At 65.6% G+C, this 14,557-nt stretch carries 12 protein-coding genes and 1 pseudogene; 8 read left to right on the top strand and 5 right to left on the bottom strand.

All coding sequences use genetic code 11. From position 1 onward, the window contains the following. Window positions 1–8 precede the first annotated feature (8 nt). Entirely contained in the window at window positions 9–554 is a 546-nt protein-coding gene (locus FHR56_RS18865; RefSeq protein WP_160948432.1) for a YdeI/OmpD-associated family protein, read from the bottom strand. A gap of 333 nt (window positions 555–887) precedes the next feature. Here FHR56_RS18865 and FHR56_RS18860 point away from each other — a divergent pair, with 333 nt between their 5' ends. The 4 genes from FHR56_RS18860 (at window position 888) to FHR56_RS18845 (ending at window position 7,253) form a co-directional block, all read left to right on the top strand. Beyond that, a complete protein-coding gene (locus FHR56_RS18860) occupies window positions 888–2,996 on the top strand; it encodes a methyl-accepting chemotaxis protein (RefSeq protein WP_160948431.1) in 2,109 nt (702 codons plus the stop codon). Between the two features lie 244 nt (window positions 2,997–3,240). Then, entirely contained in the window at window positions 3,241–4,146 is a 906-nt protein-coding gene (locus FHR56_RS18855; protein WP_184502806.1) for a type II toxin-antitoxin system RelE/ParE family toxin, read from the top strand. A 790-nt stretch (window positions 4,147–4,936) separates the two neighbouring features. Continuing rightward, window positions 4,937–5,392, top strand: coding sequence for a hypothetical protein (locus FHR56_RS18850; protein ID WP_160948480.1), 456 nt, complete (start codon window positions 4,937–4,939; stop codon window positions 5,390–5,392). A 598-nt stretch (window positions 5,393–5,990) separates the two neighbouring features. Further along, window positions 5,991–7,253 (top strand): lipase family protein, encoded by a 1,263-nt coding sequence (locus FHR56_RS18845; RefSeq protein ID WP_160948481.1) that lies wholly within the window; start codon window positions 5,991–5,993, stop codon window positions 7,251–7,253. A gap of 302 nt (window positions 7,254–7,555) precedes the next feature. On the opposite strand, the gene FHR56_RS18840 is transcribed toward FHR56_RS18845, so the two are convergent. Further along, on the bottom strand, window positions 7,556–8,203 hold the full coding sequence (locus FHR56_RS18840; RefSeq protein WP_160948489.1) for a DUF2306 domain-containing protein: 648 nt from the start codon (window positions 8,201–8,203) through the stop codon (window positions 7,556–7,558). 325 nt (window positions 8,204–8,528) lie between these two features. Here FHR56_RS18840 and FHR56_RS18835 point away from each other — a divergent pair, with 325 nt between their 5' ends. After that, window positions 8,529–9,353, top strand: a complete 825-nt coding sequence (locus tag FHR56_RS18835) for a restriction endonuclease (RefSeq protein WP_160948482.1) — start codon at window positions 8,529–8,531, stop codon at window positions 9,351–9,353. Window positions 9,354–9,537: 184 nt separating this feature from the next. Then, window positions 9,538–10,572, top strand: coding sequence for a ParA family protein (locus FHR56_RS18830; RefSeq protein ID WP_160948483.1), 1,035 nt, complete (start codon window positions 9,538–9,540; stop codon window positions 10,570–10,572). A 469-nt stretch (window positions 10,573–11,041) separates the two neighbouring features. Here FHR56_RS18830 and FHR56_RS18820 read toward each other — a convergent pair whose 3' ends face one another. Beyond that, complete coding sequence (locus FHR56_RS18820) at window positions 11,042–11,602, bottom strand: hypothetical protein (protein WP_202407098.1); 561 nt, start codon at window positions 11,600–11,602, stop codon at window positions 11,042–11,044. A 303-nt stretch (window positions 11,603–11,905) separates the two neighbouring features. Continuing rightward, window positions 11,906–12,187, bottom strand: a pseudogene (locus FHR56_RS18810) (HigA family addiction module antitoxin); the annotation flags it as partial. Window positions 12,188–12,446: 259 nt separating this feature from the next. On the opposite strand from FHR56_RS18810, the gene FHR56_RS18805 reads away from it, so the two are divergent. Continuing rightward, window positions 12,447–12,779: a hypothetical protein gene (locus FHR56_RS18805; RefSeq protein WP_160948485.1), complete on the top strand. Its 333-nt coding sequence runs from the start codon at window positions 12,447–12,449 to the stop codon at window positions 12,777–12,779. Window positions 12,780–13,002: 223 nt separating this feature from the next. Here the strand turns inward: FHR56_RS18805 and FHR56_RS18800 are convergent, their stop codons facing one another. Then, window positions 13,003–13,569, bottom strand: a complete 567-nt coding sequence (locus tag FHR56_RS18800; protein ID WP_184502805.1) for a TetR/AcrR family transcriptional regulator — start codon at window positions 13,567–13,569, stop codon at window positions 13,003–13,005. 87 nt (window positions 13,570–13,656) lie between these two features. On the opposite strand from FHR56_RS18800, the gene FHR56_RS18795 reads away from it, so the two are divergent. Then, window positions 13,657–14,400: an SDR family oxidoreductase gene (locus FHR56_RS18795; RefSeq protein ID WP_160948487.1), complete on the top strand. Its 744-nt coding sequence runs from the start codon at window positions 13,657–13,659 to the stop codon at window positions 14,398–14,400. Window positions 14,401–14,557: the final 157 nt, after the last annotated feature.

Below are 14,557 nucleotides of genomic sequence, written 5' to 3'. Positions count from 1 at the left end.
CCATGCCTTCATTGCGCCTGCGGCGCGGCGAAGGCCTTGCTGTACATGCCCGACCGATCGAAGCAGCAGACCCGCCGCTTGCCCGCGGCGAGCATGTCGCAGGTACTGGCGATGCGCTTGGCCCGCGTCGGCGCCTGCTTGCCCGCGCCGATCCAGAAGATCCAGTCGCGCCGCGCCACCGCGGTCAGCGTGTCCCAGGCCGCGCGCGCCGACGGATGCGCGGCCAGCGCGCGCGCCAGGTCCTCCGGCACGGCCGGTTCCGGTTCCACCGCCACCGGCGCGATCGCCAGCGTCACCGTGGCGCCGGGGTCCACGCCCGCAGCCGCGCGCAAGGCCGGCTCCACGCGCAACCAATGGCCGCCGTGGCCGTCCGGCTGCAGCGTGGCCTGGAACGGATGCCCGGCGAACAGGCCCTCCACGCTGCTCAGGCCGCGCGTCGGCAGGGCGGCGCTGGCCGCCGCGGGCAACAGCAGGAAACACCAGGGCGCGTCCGGCGGCGCCGCCGGACGCAGCAAGGTCGCCTGGAAGCGGATCGGGTGGGCGGCACCGGTCATGCGCGGACCATAGCACCGGGCAGAGGCCGGGCCATGCTGCACTGCGCGCGGCGGTGTCGCGGCGCGATCCGGGCCCTGCCGATCGCCGCCACACCGCACCCTGCCTGACGTGGGCACGGCCAACGCCGCGGCAGGCACGTACCGCGTCACGTTCCCGGCACCGCGCCGCCGGCGCCATGGCCCCATCCCTTCAGATCGCCTCGGCATCGCCGCTATCCATGCGCCGGCCCAGGGACCTGCGCCATGCGCGCGTCACGCGGGCGCAGGCAACCTGCCTGCCCGTCCGCCGTCACCCACCGTCGATCCCTCTTCCTCCCCCACTCCCCCGATCCCATGCACGTCTTCTCGCATCTGCGCATCGGCCAGCGCCTCGCGCTCGGCTTCCTTACCCTCATCGTGCTGATGGTCCTGCTCACCGTGGTCGGCATCCAGCGCGTGCACAGCATCGACCGGTGGCTGACCGCGATCAACGAGGTCAACAGCGTCAAGCAGCGCTACGCGATCAACTTCCGCGGCAGCGTGCACGACCGCGCCATCGCCCTGCGCGACGTGGTGCTGCTGGACGATGCGGCCAGCCGCCAGGCGACCGAGCAGACCATCGACAAGCTGGCCGGCGACTACGCGCGCGCCGCGCAGCCGCTCGACGCCCTGCTCGCCGCCGCCAGCGATGCCCAGGAGAACGCCATCCTGCGGCGCATCCAGGGCATCGAAGCGCGCACCATGCCGCTGATCGCACAGGTGCGGCAGCTGCGCGACGCCGGCGACACCGTGCAGGCGCAGGCGCTGCTGCTGCAGCAGGCGCGCCCGGCCTTCGTCGACTGGCTGGCCAGCATCAACGCCTTCATCGACCTGCAGGAAGCCAAGAACCGCCAGGCCGCCAAGGAGGCGATGAGCACCGCGCGCAGCTTCGCCCTGCTGATGATCGGCTGCACCGTGCTGGCGCTGCTGCTGGGCACGCTGATCGCGCTGTTGCTCACCCGCCGCGTGGTGCGTCCGCTGCGGCAGGCGCTGGGCCTGGCCGAGCGCATCGGTGCCGGCGACCTGAGCAGCCCGGACATCGCCACCACCCACGACGAGGCCGGGCAGTTGCTGCGCGCCATGCAGCAGATGCAGCGGCGCCTGCACGAGGTGATTTCCGCGCAGCGCGAGATGGCCGCGCGCCACGACGCCGGCGCCATCAGCTACCGCATGGACGCGCAGCGCTTCCCCGGCGAGTACGGGCGCATGGTCGCCGACACCAATGCGCTGGTCGATGCGCATGTGCAGACCCAGCTGCGCATCACCGAGGTGATGGGCCGCTACGCCATCGGCGACCTCAGCCAGGACATCGCCCACTACCCCGGCGAGAAAGCCGCGATCACCGCGGCGATGCAGCAGGTCAAGCAGAACCTGCACGCCATCAACGTGCAGATCCAGACCCTGGCCGAAGCCGCCTGCGCCGGCAACTTCGCCCACCGCGGCCAGCCCGAGCAGTTCGAGCACGCCTTCCGCACCATGGTCGAGAACCTCGACACCATGATGGCCACCGCCGACGCCAACCTGGGCAAGTTCTCGGCGCTGCTGCGCTGCATCGCCGACGGCGACCTCACCGTGCGCATGCGCGGCAACTTCCACGGCGTGTTCGCGGCCATGCGCGACGACGCCAACAGCACCGTGCACCGCCTCACCGACATCGTCGCGCACATCCAGCGCACCACCAACAGCATCGGCTTCGCCGCCGAGGACATCGCCAGCGGCAACCAGGAGCTGGCCAAGCGCAGCGAGCAGCAGGCGGCCAGCCTGGAAGAGACCGCCGCCTCGATGGAGGAGCTGACCTCCACCGTGAAACAGAACGCCGAGCACGCGCAGCGCGCCAACCAGCTGGCGCTGGGCGCGGCCGGCGTGGCCAGCGAAGGCCGCGACGTGGTCGGCCAAGTGGTGGAGACCATGACCGGCATACAAGCGGCCTCCAAGCGCATCGCCGACATCATCGCGGTGATCGACGGCATCGCCTTCCAGACCAACATCCTCGCCCTCAACGCCGCGGTGGAAGCCGCGCGCGCCGGCGAGCAGGGCAAGGGCTTCGCGGTGGTGGCCGCGGAAGTCGGCACGCTCGCGCACCGCTCGGCCGGCGCCGCCAAGGAAATCAAGACCCTGATCGACGACTCGGTGCAGCGCGTCGCCCACGGCGCCACGCTGGTGCACCAGGCCGGCGCCACCATGGACCAGGTGGTGGCCAGCGTGCAGCACGTCACCGACCTCATGGGGCAGATCTCCGCCGCCTCGCACGAGCAGGCCAACGGCATCGCGCAGGTCAACCAGACCATCGCGCGCATGGACGAGACCACCCAGCAGAACGTGGCGCTGGTGGAAGAGGCCAGCACCGCGGCGCGTTCGCTGGAGGAGCAGTCGGCGCAGCTGACCCAGGCGGTGGAAGTGTTCAAGGTGGGCGCTTACGTCTGATCCTGGGGACGGTGCCACGCCGCGCGTGGCACTGGGCGCGCCCCTGCCGGCAGCGGATGACGCACGGCACCTGCCGAACGCTCGCCGGCCGCGCGGCGGGTGAACGCCAGGTGTCGGCCGATGCCGGCCATTGCAGCGGCTGCCATGGCCGGCGCGGGCGCAGGCGGTACGATGGCGGCCTCCCACGTTTGCCCCCTCCCCGGAACCGCATGAAGGCTGGCTCCCCCGACGCCGCCGCGACGGCATGAGCCGCGCGCCCAACCGCGCGCCCGCCGCGGCCGAGACCCGCAGCGAACGCTGGCAGCGCTGGATCGCCTGGCTGCTCAGCGCGCTGCTGCACGTGCTGATGGCGCTCGCCCTGCTGTATGCGGCCAAGCCCACCATGTCCACGCCGCAGGGCGCGGCCGGCGGCAGCCGCATCCGCGTGGACTTCCTCGGCGAAAGCGACAAGCCGGTGAAGCCGCTGCCGCCCAAGCCCAGTCCACCGCCGGCGTCCGCCGCGCCCAAGCGCAGCCACGCCACCACCACCGTGCAATCCACCCTGGTCGCGCAGTCCGACGACCCGGTGCCGCCGCCCGATCGTGCCGACACGCCGAAAGCGGCCGACACCCCGCGGCCGGCCCCGGTGCGGCAGCCACGGCCCGCGCCGCCGGCCCCCACCCCGCCCGCGGACGCCCCGGCACCGAGCCCGGCGCAGGCCGCCGACAGCAGTCCGCCGCCGCCGACCGAGCGACGCCCGGAGACTTGGACCGGGCGCCCACCCGGCGCGCTCGACACCGACACCGCGCCCGACAACAGCGGCCTGGCCGCCGGGCCCGGCAGCCGCGGCAACCGCCACGACATGGACGCGGCCCAACCGAGCCTGGAGGTCGGCGGCTACCTGGTCTATTACGACCTGGGCAGCGAGAGCCAACTGCGCACCTGGCAGCAGCAGGGCATGAAAGAGATGTTCATCCTGCTGCCCGGCACCGAGTACCGCATGGTCTGCCCGCTGGAGATCGCCCTGACCCGCGGCTCCGGCAAGTGCCGCGCACTGCCGCCGGACTCGCCCGAACTCAAGAGCATCGGCGACGCCCGCCAGGTCATCACCATGCTGCAGGTCTACCACCAGGGCGAACTGGTGTGGCGCGGGCCGGGGCCGTATCGCTGAGCAGGCGTGCGCGGGCTGTCGGTGCGTCCACCGCACTGCAGTCGGGACTGAAGTTCCTCCCACAAGGAGCGACAATCTATCAGCACTGCCCGCAGCACTCCCACAGCAGCAAGCGCTCCGCCTCCGTAGGAGCGGCTTCAGCCGCGACAAGCGAAGCCATCGGCGCAGTCGACCTCACTGCAGTCGGGACTGAAGTCCCTCCCACAAGGAGCGACCATCTGTCAGCACTGCCCGCAGCACTCTCACAGCAGACAAGCGTTCCACCTACGTACAAGCACTCCACCTCCGTAGGAGCGGCTTCAGCCGCGACCAGCGAAGCCACCGCCGCAGCCGACCTCAGTGCAGTCGGGACTGCAGTCCCTCCCGCAACAGCATTCACCAGCGGTCAGCGCTGTCGGCAACACTTGCACAGGAGACAAGGATTGCGTCCTTGTGGGAGCGGCTTCAGCCGCGACGAGCGGAGCCATCGGCGCCCTGCGATCGCATTGCAGTCGGGACTGAGGCCCTCCCACGAAGCAATGGCCGTCATGCTGCCAGCACCGGCACTTGCACAAGACACCACGCGACTCGCCAACGGTAGGAGCGGCTTCAACCGCGGCCCAGACGACGCTGAGCCAAGGCAACACCGAACCCCACGCCCGAAGCGACCACCGCCCCGCACCCTCACGCCCGCTTTGCATTCGCCGCAGGCCGCATTGCTAGAGTCGGCCCGCGCCGCCGCGGCCGCCTGTCCCCCGCTTTGCAGGCACCGCCAGGCCCGGCGTCTTTCCTCCATTGAAGGAGTCTCGACATGCCCTGGAAATTCCCCCTTGCACCGCTCGCCCTCGCCGCCGTCGCCCTGCCCGCGCTGGCCCAGTCCGATCGGCAGGTGGCCGAGGACATGCTGACCCGCTCGGCCAACGTCTGCCCCGGCCACAGCACCGAGCGCACGGCGCCGACGGTGAAGGCCGTGCCGGTCGGCGCACTGCGGGTGATGCTCGACCGCGGCCTGGTGCTGTGCCCGGACCGGCGCCTGGACGCCGACGCGCCGGCCGTGTTCTACGGCAGGCTCGGCGTGTTCGCCTGGAACCCCGAGGTCGCCGCCGGCTCCAGCGTGATCGTCAAACAGATCGACGCGATGACCCGTAAGGACGAGTACCCGTCCGACACCCTGGTGTGGGACGCCAAGGGCACGCCGCTGAAGCAGCGCACGGTGCCGGCGTTCGAACCCAAGCCCGGTGCCACCGTGCTGTACCAGGTGCGCTGACCCTGTTCCGCTGGCCCACGCACGGGCCGGCAACGTCGATCGTCGCCGGCGCGATCCCCCGGGATCCGCCGGCTTTTTTTGCGCCGCGTTGCGGGGTTATGCGACGGCGCGTGGTGACGAACCAGACACGCCATGACGTGCACGCCATCGACGGTGTCCTATCCCTGTCCGACTGGCACTCACTCCACCTACGACAGCGGACAGCGATCGACAAGTCACACACGATTATCTCTCGCCGTGCCTGATTATCTTAAAATCAAAATTATTAACTTCTGAAAAGTCTTCTTCAGAAACGTAGACAAATGCCAGCGCCGCGTACATGGCCGGGCGAAACAGCCGAATTCGGCCGGATTCTCGCGAAATCATGCGGATGTTTCACCCTTTCCTCCACACCACTGTGGCGCAGCGCACGCTACGGCAGCGATGAAGCGCGGGATTTTCCAGCGCGATGTGTCGCGCAATGCCGTCGCATGCAACGCGAATCAATACCGCAGATAAACATTATCTCCCCGTGTCGCGAAAATAATGCAGACGACATAGTAGCGTCTGCGCCCTCCCCAACCCCCCGGGCGACCGGGATCAACACGAGGATGCTTCCATGGCCACACAGCGGAATCGGCTGGCGCTGCACGCACTGTCCCTCATTGGCGTCGTAGGCGCATTGCTCCCCCTGGCCGCATCGGCGGCACCGGCGCGCGGCACCGTGCTCAAGAGCAACGTCCTGACCAGCTACACCCGCCAGGCGATCGGCGCGCTGCTGGCCAACGCGCAGTCCACCGACCAGGCCAAGTGCGACGTGCGCGTGGCCGAGTTCACCTATGCCACCATCGGCGTCGAGGGCGAACCCACCACCGCCTCGGCGGCGCTACTGGTGCCGGGCGGCAGCCAGTGCCCCGGTCCATTCCCGCTGGTGAGCTACAGCCAGGGCACCGAGTCGCAGCGCCGCGCCGAGCAGGCCAAGGAAATCCGCGACGACAAGGGCGACGACACCATGGTCACCCACCTCGCCACCCAGGGCTACGTGGTGGTGAGCAGCGACTACCTCGGCATCGGCCAGTCCACCTATGCCTTCCACCCCTACCTGCACGCCGGGTCCGAGGCCAGTTCCACCATCGATGCGATGCGCGCCGCGCGCCAGGTGCTGCAGCGGCTCAACACCCCGCTGTCGGGCAAGGTCATGCTGACCGGCTTCTCGCAGGGCGGGCATGCCGCCATGGCCACCCAACGCGAGATCGAAGCGCACCTGTCCAACGAGTTCAACCTGGTCGCCAGCGCGCCGATCTCCGGCCCGTATGCGCTCAGCCAGACCTTCCGCGATAGCTGGAGCGGCCGCAATGCGGTGGGCGAGAACACCTTCGGCATCGTCCTTGCCAGCTACGCCATCGTCGGCATGCAGCACACCTACAAGAACATCTACCTCGACCCGTCGCAGGTGTTCCAGGATCCGTGGGCCAAGCAGGTCGAGAAGCTGTTCCCCGGCAACCAGAGCCTGACCGACCTGGTGCTCGGCGACACCCTGCCGGGCGTGGACAAGATCCGCCAATACTTCCAGCCCGGCTTCTACAAGGACTTCGCCAGCAACGCCAACGACCCGTTCCTGCGTGACCTGGAGCGCAACGACCTGCTCGACTGGGCGCCGCGCACCCCGACCCTGCTGTGCGGCTCGGACAACGACGCCACCGTGCCGCTGAAGAACGCCACCACCGCCGTCGCCGCGTTCAAGGCGCGCGGCAGCAACCAGGCGTCCGTGCTCGACCTGGGCACCGGCAAGCCCAGCGACAACAGCGCAGTCGAGCACCTGCTGACCGAAGACGCCTGCGCCATCGCCGTGCGCCAGCAACTGTTCGACAAGCTCCGCTGAGGTCGCGGTGGACGACAGCGCAGGCGCACTCCCTCCCCCGGCGCCTGCGATCGTCCGTCCCGCAGGCTGCCACGCCTGGGCGCAGGCGTGGCAGCGTTTTCTGTGTGGTGCGAGCGGCGCACGTGCCGGCGTCCCGCGGCGAGGTTGGCGGCGGCGATGACGGCGGGTTTGTGCTTCGCCACGCCAAACAGAGACGCCGACGCTTGGGCCACAACCGACTCGGACATCCGCATGACCGCAGATCGGCGAGGCGAGGCCGGCGCCCGAGTCGCAAGCCGGCGCATCGTCCCCCACGCCCGTCATCACCCCGTGCCGAGACCGGCGCCACGCAGCAACATCGACACCTGCTTGCGCCGGTCCCGCGCATCGGCGATCGCCTGGCCTACGCCATACACCGACAACGGCACCACCCAGCTCGCCCACAGCAGCAGCGCGATCAGGCCCGGCGACGGCGTCAGGCCCAGGCCGATCGCCGACGGCAACGACACCCGGATCACCACCGGCGCCAGCGTCGCCAGATAGGCCCGCACCATCCAGCGCTGGTGCCGCAGCATCTGTCCGCGCCAGATCGCCACCAGCCCGACCGACCCGGTGACCAGCCACGCCAACGCCGTGGCCGCGAACGCCCCCCGGATCGACGGTGGCGCCGGCGAGGTCGCGATCAGGCCAGCCGCCCCGATCATCGCCACCATCATCCCCGCGAAATACGCCCGCCCGACCCAACGATGCAACCGCGGCCAGCGCCGCCACCGCTGCGTCGCGAACTGCAGCGCCCCCAGCAACAGGCCGACCGCCCCGCCACCGAGATGGCACCACAGCCAACCGCGACGGGCCAGAAACATCGCATAGGCCGGCGACTGCAGCGACGCGTACTTCAGATAGACGGAATGCACGAACTCCGCGGCGAACAGGGCCAGGGCGAGCCAGAGCAGCCACCAGGCCAGGCGCATGGCCGGGGCGGTACGCAATGGCGCAATTTGATGGCTCGCCGGCTCGATGCTCATCTACTGCCCCGCGCTGCGGCGGACCCTCGGCAGCGAGACGCTAGCACGCAAGGCTTGGCTGCATGGAGAGCGGCGACGAGCGGTCGGCGGGCATGTAAACAAGGACTGCGGCACGCCCTACGTGGCGGATCAGCGCCGGCGACCCGGGACCGGACACGAAACCGTCCCTCCTGCCGATTAGCAGAGTGCGTCTCGATTTGTAGACGACACAGTTCGCAATACAGACATCGCCCGCGCACAGGATTATGGTCGATCCAGGGACGGGGGTCGCATGGGACGCAGACGGGGAAAGACAGGATTCGACACACTGGCTGCGCTGCCGTGGCCGGTGGGAGTCATGGCCGGCATCGCCGGCTTCATCGCCGTGCGCGACGGCATCCCCTGGTGGTTCTCCCGCCACGAAGGCGCGCTGTCGCAGGCTATCGCCCAGCAGTCGGAAGGTGCATTCGCTCCCCTGGCATGGATCCTTTTGCTGCTCTGCTGGCTGGCAGCGCTCGCCTCGTTCCTCAAGGCGCGGCATCGCCGCCGCCTGCTGGATACCCGCACCACTCTCGAAAGCCTGGCCGCCGGCGGCTGGCGCCAGTTCGAACGCCTGGTCGGCGAAGCCTTCCGTCGCCAGGGCTACGCGGTGGAAGAAACCGGCCTCGGCGGCGCCGACGGCGGCATCGACCTGATCCTGCGCAAGCACGGCCGCCGCACGCTGGTCCAATGCAAACAGTGGAAACGGCAGCAGGTCGGCGTCAGCGTCGTGCGCGAGATGTTTGGATTGATGGCGCATCACCAAGCCGATGCGGTGGAGATCGTTTGTGTGGGTGGATACACGGCCGAAGCGGCCCGGTTCGCGCTTGGTAAACCGATCGAACTGATTGGCGGAGAGAGATTGCTGGAGATGATTCAGACGGCACAACGTGGCAGTACTCTTGGGGTATCTCCCCAGTCCCGCGTCGAGCCAGCGTTCATCTCGGCGATCGATACCGCCTCTCAATCACCCACTTGCCGACGGTGCGGAAGCGTACTCATGCAGCGGACCAACAGACGCACGGGCGAGGCATTTCTTGGCTGCAGTCAATTTCCCCGTTGTCGAGGAAGCGGGTAAGTGAACCCTAGACCGTTACTTTGATAGTGACATCGCTGTGTGCTTTATTCGCCTCCCGGAATACTTAGAGGTAAGAACAAATTAAAGAGCGGCGCATCAATATTTCGACTATCTCATATGAAGTGCTCAGCAAAAAATAAGTCGCCCACCACTAATTTATGCATTATTAGAAAGGAAGCAAGCAATGTCGACGTATGCTTTTTGGAATAACAAGGGTGGTGTTGGAAAAAGCTTTCTATGTTTTATCGCCGCCTGTGAATATTCCTATAAAAATCCAGATTCTGATGTCTACGTCATAGATCTGTGCCCGCAGGCAAATGTTTCCGAAATGATCCTAGGTGGTCAGGACAGGGGCGGTCTTGCACTTAGAGAGCAACTAGGAAATCCAGGCTTTAGAAAAAGCGTTGGCGGCTATATCGAACAGCGACTCAATTCGCCTTTTCAGCCGTCCAAAGATGCTTACAAGTATGTTGTCAACGCGCATGATCACAACAGCAAGGTCCCAAAGAACCTTGGCCTTATCTGCGGAGATAATCTTGTTGAAGTTCTGGGAGAGGCTGTTCGACAAACCTCACAACTATCTGTGCCGTTTGACGCATGGAAAAAGGTTATCCTGTGGATTGAAGACCTAAAAAATGAGATTGAAGAAAATTCGCTAGGCGACACTGCTTTCTTTATAGACTGCAACCCTAGTTTCGCTGTATATACACAACTCGCAATTGCAGCATCAGACTACTTGGTAGTCCCATTTACAGCAGATGAGAGTTCAAGACGTGGAATGGAAAATATAATCGCACTTCTTTATGGACAGGGCGATGATTATCTCGCAAATTTTTCCAGGCTGAGCTTTTTCAAGAAAGCTAAGGAAGAAGGCATTGGGCTACCAAAACTACACACATTTATTTCAAACAAAAGTATTCTTTTTGATGGAAAGCCAAGCAAGGCGTCCAAGGCCGCCACAAGTTCGATTATAAAAACGGTCGAGGGTGTCCGAAGCAAACATCGATCAATCTTCGCGTATCCAGGCATTGCAGCCCGCGAGCGCTTCATCGATTTTCCTGACTATCATGCAGCTGCGATTGTATCGTCGCTAACAGGCACGCCAATGCATAAGCTAAAGGCAGGCCCCAAGCTAATAAATGGTCATCGCATCCAAATTAACCCAAGCCCGCTGCAGAAATATAATTCAGCTTTAAGCAAACTAGTGGAGGAGTTGTAATGGCATCTCCTTCTAAAATCATGTATGACTCGCAGAGACGAAAAGCAGATTTAATAGTATCCCATGCGAGCAAAATTCGCTCAGCTGCACTTCGTGAAGACAAAGCTGCACTTCTACATGCTGCTTTGGCAGCACACGTGGCGGCGTGGGATGCTTATGTTAAGGCAGTTGTTGCTCACAAATATTCTGTGGTCAGTGATCCTACTGCATTGGGATATTCAGTTCTGCGAGCCATCGCCGAAGAAAGAATGAAGGCATCGGCAAAGAAGCTAAATACTCCAAACTCCGAAAACACCAGAACTTTTATGATGGAATCATCTCAGTTCGATCCTTGGCCAAGCTGGACTAATGTCACATTCGGAAAGGATATTATTACCTCGTCCCTAAATGTTAGGGAGCGCATAAATGAGATATTTCACGTACGCCATAGTTTTTCTCATGGGTTTCCGATGCCGGCGTATACATGGAATCAAGACTCAAGTGGAGCAACCGCACTAAATTCAACGTCGCTAAGGTCAGTTTCATCTTTCTTTGAAAGCATTGTTTCAAAAACTGATGTTGCATATTCCATACACATAGCGACAACCTTCGCTATATCTCGGCCGTGGTAAGAGACGGGAAACGCACTGAAACCGGGGTCGAAGATCAGTATCCGCATCCTCACCCGCGACTCCACAGCCCGGCGAGATCGAACGAAAGCTGTCGGTGGTGGCGTGGAGAGCAGATACACGGTGGCGGATGCCTCCACCGCCGTGTACATCGTCAGGTAGTCGCCGTGCAGGTAGATGCGCAACGCATCTGGGGCTCCCGCCGGCAATGCGGCCAGTTGCGCCAGCGCCTCGGCCGATTGAGGCGGAGTGTCCAGGTAGGACCGGCCGATGCGCGGGAAACGCTGCAGGTTCGGGATCACGGTCGCCCGCAATTCGGCGAGCAGGTCATCGAAGGCCGCAGCGGCATCGGCGTCCAGCAGAAACGTTTCGGTCGCGTCGGGGCTCGCGAGGAAGCTCTCCGTCAGTTCGACGCGATGCAACGGTCAACCCCGCTTCTTGGCCGCGCGCTTGCCTGGGCTTACTCCGTCGGGTGTCTTGATCGCCGCGCGCCGCCGCTGCAGTTGGCCGATGGCGGCATCGGCATCTACCGTGCGGCCGGCGGCGATGTCGGCCAAGCCGCGCTTCGCATCGTCGAGCAACAGCAGGTGGATCCGCTCGCGCTCGAGCCGGTGGCAGTAGTCCAGCCGGTCGGCGCCGGTCTTCGCTTGGTCGGCCAGTTCAGAAAGATTGGCGCGTGCCAGGGTTGAAGGCTGCACGTTGGTGACGGAAGAGCCCGTGGTTACCAACCGCTTAATCCGCGCCGGCAAATCACCAAGCAAGCGATGAGCCTCTTCCAATTCGTAGTCCGACTGCAGGCTCAGCCAGAAGCGTTCGGTCGTGCCCAGCGCCGCGGCTAGTCGCACTGCTGTGTCAGCGGTGATTCCGCGCTTGCCCAGCACGATTTCGTTGATGCGCCGCGGCGGTACGCCGGTGGCGCGGGCGAGCGTGTTCTGACTGATGCCCAGCGGGACTAGGAACTCGTCGCGCAGCACGTCGCCAGGATGGATGTTGGGCAATGAGGCCATAGGCGGATGCCTGAATCAGTAGTAGTCGACGATGGCGACCTCATGCAGCGACCATAACGGTACCCGTCATATGACGCAATCCGTTATGGCGCTATGCAAAAGCATCCCTATGCTCAAGTGTCGGACAGCACCCTGATAACGCGACACGGCGGCGGATTCGGGCAAGCCGGCGCCCGGCGTGGCCTCCTCCCCATTCTTGACCTCCCATACATCCAACCCATCGCATCCTCGCCCCGATTCCAACACCGGAGGCGGGGACATGACGAAGTGGATGGGGGCGGCGCTGGCCGCGGCGATACTGGTGAGCGGCTGCGCCCGGGTGGAGGGCGAGAAGTTCGTCGGCCACTGGGTCAACGTGGAGTCGAAGGACGACACGATGGACATCGAGCGCAACGGGGAGTCGTTCATGGTGCGCAACACCACGCCGCGCTTCTTCAGCCGCAAGCCCAAGACCGAGAGCTACCCGGCCATCTACAAGGACGGCGTGCTGCAGGTGAGCAACGACGGCGAGACGGTGAACTTCGCCATCGACGAGGCCGACGGGCACCTCAATACCGGCAGCGACGAGTACCAGCGCGTCCCGGCCAAGTAAGTGCGTCGCTGGCGTGCGTCGTCTCGGATGACGCTACGCCCAGCCTGACATCCACACTGCGTGTCGCGCCAGCGCGGCGCGCAGCATCGTCTTGCTTACACTCGGGCAGTGTCTGACGCGCACAAGTGCGCATCTCTGAGATTCTTGCCGGCTTGCGGATAGACCTCATGCATCGCACCGGCAGCATCGCTGAAGCCCTGCCCGCGCGCCGCGGAGCCACCGGCTAGGCGCGCGGCGCGGGCGCGGCGATCCCGTCGACGAATAACCCGATCAGGTGCGCAATCCGCGTTTTCGGCGAGCCGAGCTGCTCGGTGGCCAGCGAGGTCGCGGTGGCGACGACGACCAGATCGTCGAAGGAGACGTCGCGGCGGACGACGCCGCTCTTCTGCGCGCACCGCAACAGCTGCTGTCCTTCCTTGCTGACGGCCTCGCAGCCCGGCGTGCCGCTCTGCAGCACCGCGCCGAGCGAGGCGGCCAGGCCGCGATAAACGCTGGTGTGCAGCGCCAGTTCCTCGAGATACGCGCGTAGTGCGGCCAACGCGTCGAGCGTGCTGGCGCGCGCGTGGCTGGCCGCGGCCAGCGACAGGAAGCGCCCGCTGTAGGCCGCGGCGAACAAGGACTCGCGCGTGGGGAAGCGCCGATAGAGCGTGCCGATGCCCACGCCGGCGCGCTTGGCGACGTCTTCCATCGACGCTTCGGCGCCGCGCTCCAGGAACACCTCCTCGGCCGCAGCGAGCAGACGCTCGCGGTTTCGCTGGGCATCGGCGCGCAGGGGGGTGTCGGCGGTCAAAGGGGGGCTTTCCGATATGGCTTGTGGAAACGGAGGCTACCTCCGTATAGTAAGTGGAGCAATCCTCCACTTATCAAGGGAAGCGAGATGGACAAGCGATTCGAGGGCAAGGTGGTCGCGATCACCGGTGGCACCGACGGCATCGGCCTGGTGACGGCGAAGGCGTTTGCGCGGGAAGGCGCGCAGGTCTACATCACGGGGCGGCGGCAGGACCGGCTGGACGCCGCGGTGGCGGAGATCGGTGGCGGCGCGGTGGGCGTGCAGGGCGATGTCGGCGTTCCCGAGGACATGGATCGGCTCTATGCGCGCATCCAGCAGAACCATGGCCGGCTGGACGTCGTCTTCGCCAACGCGGGCGTTTCCGAGTCGGCGGCGCTGGGCGAGATCGACGTCGCGCATCTGGAGCGCCTGCTGGCGACCAACATCAAGGGCACGGTCTTCACCGTGCAGAAGGCGCTACCGCTGATGACCACCGGCGGTGCGGTGATCCTGGCCGGCTCGGTGGCCGGCAGCAAGGGGATCGGCGCGCTCTCGGTGTACAGCGCGACGAAGGCGGCGATCCGCTCCTTCGCGCGCACCTGGACCACCGACCTGAAGCACCTGGGCATCCGGGTGAACGTGGTGTCGCCCGGCATGGTCCACACGCCGGCCATGCAGACCTATCTGGAAGCGAATGCGGATGCCGAGGCGGCGTTCAAGCAGATGATCCCGTTCGGGCGGCTGGGCGACGCGGAAGAGATCGCGGAGGCGGTGCTGTTCCTGGCCTCGGACGCGTCCGGCTTTATCGCCGGGCACGAGCTGTTCGTCGATGGCGGGGTCATGGCCATCTAGGGCTGCGTGCAAGGGTGTGGCGGTCAGCCAGAACGAGCGGCTCCGCATCGCTCGCCTGTGCGCTTCGGTGAAGGCTCCTGCTTGGCACGGCGCACAGGCCCCACCGCACGCGCCTTCCTTGCGGAGAAGCGGACGTTTTCCATGACGTCTGCTGCAG

Origin of the sequence: Xanthomonas sp. F10, from assembly GCF_014206815.1 — a bacterium.
GTDB lineage: Bacteria > Pseudomonadota > Gammaproteobacteria > Xanthomonadales > Xanthomonadaceae > Xanthomonas_A > Xanthomonas_A indica.
Note: the sequence above shows the minus strand (reverse complement) of the source record. Positions and strands in the feature narration are given on the sequence as shown.

Excerpts from the sequence above, each read along its gene's own strand:
- FHR56_RS18795 (WP_160948487.1), top strand. The coding sequence starts at position 13,657 with ATGGACAAGCGATTCGAGGGCAAGGTGGTCGCGATCACCGGTGGCACC.
- FHR56_RS18830 (WP_160948483.1), top strand. The coding sequence starts at position 9,538 with ATGTCGACGTATGCTTTTTGGAATAACAAGGGTGGTGTTGGAAAAAGC.
- FHR56_RS18845 (WP_160948481.1), top strand. The coding sequence starts at position 5,991 with ATGGCCACACAGCGGAATCGGCTGGCGCTGCACGCACTGTCCCTCATT.
- FHR56_RS18840 (WP_160948489.1), bottom strand. The coding sequence starts at position 8,203 with ATGCGCCTGGCCTGGTGGCTGCTCTGGCTCGCCCTGGCCCTGTTCGCC.
- FHR56_RS18805 (WP_160948485.1), top strand. The coding sequence starts at position 12,447 with ATGACGAAGTGGATGGGGGCGGCGCTGGCCGCGGCGATACTGGTGAGC.
- FHR56_RS18865 (WP_160948432.1), bottom strand. The coding sequence starts at position 554 with ATGACCGGTGCCGCCCACCCGATCCGCTTCCAGGCGACCTTGCTGCGT.
- FHR56_RS18855 (WP_184502806.1), top strand. The coding sequence starts at position 3,241 with ATGAGCCGCGCGCCCAACCGCGCGCCCGCCGCGGCCGAGACCCGCAGC.
- FHR56_RS18860 (WP_160948431.1), top strand. The coding sequence starts at position 888 with ATGCACGTCTTCTCGCATCTGCGCATCGGCCAGCGCCTCGCGCTCGGC.
- FHR56_RS18850 (WP_160948480.1), top strand. The coding sequence starts at position 4,937 with ATGCCCTGGAAATTCCCCCTTGCACCGCTCGCCCTCGCCGCCGTCGCC.
- FHR56_RS18835 (WP_160948482.1), top strand. The coding sequence starts at position 8,529 with ATGGGACGCAGACGGGGAAAGACAGGATTCGACACACTGGCTGCGCTG.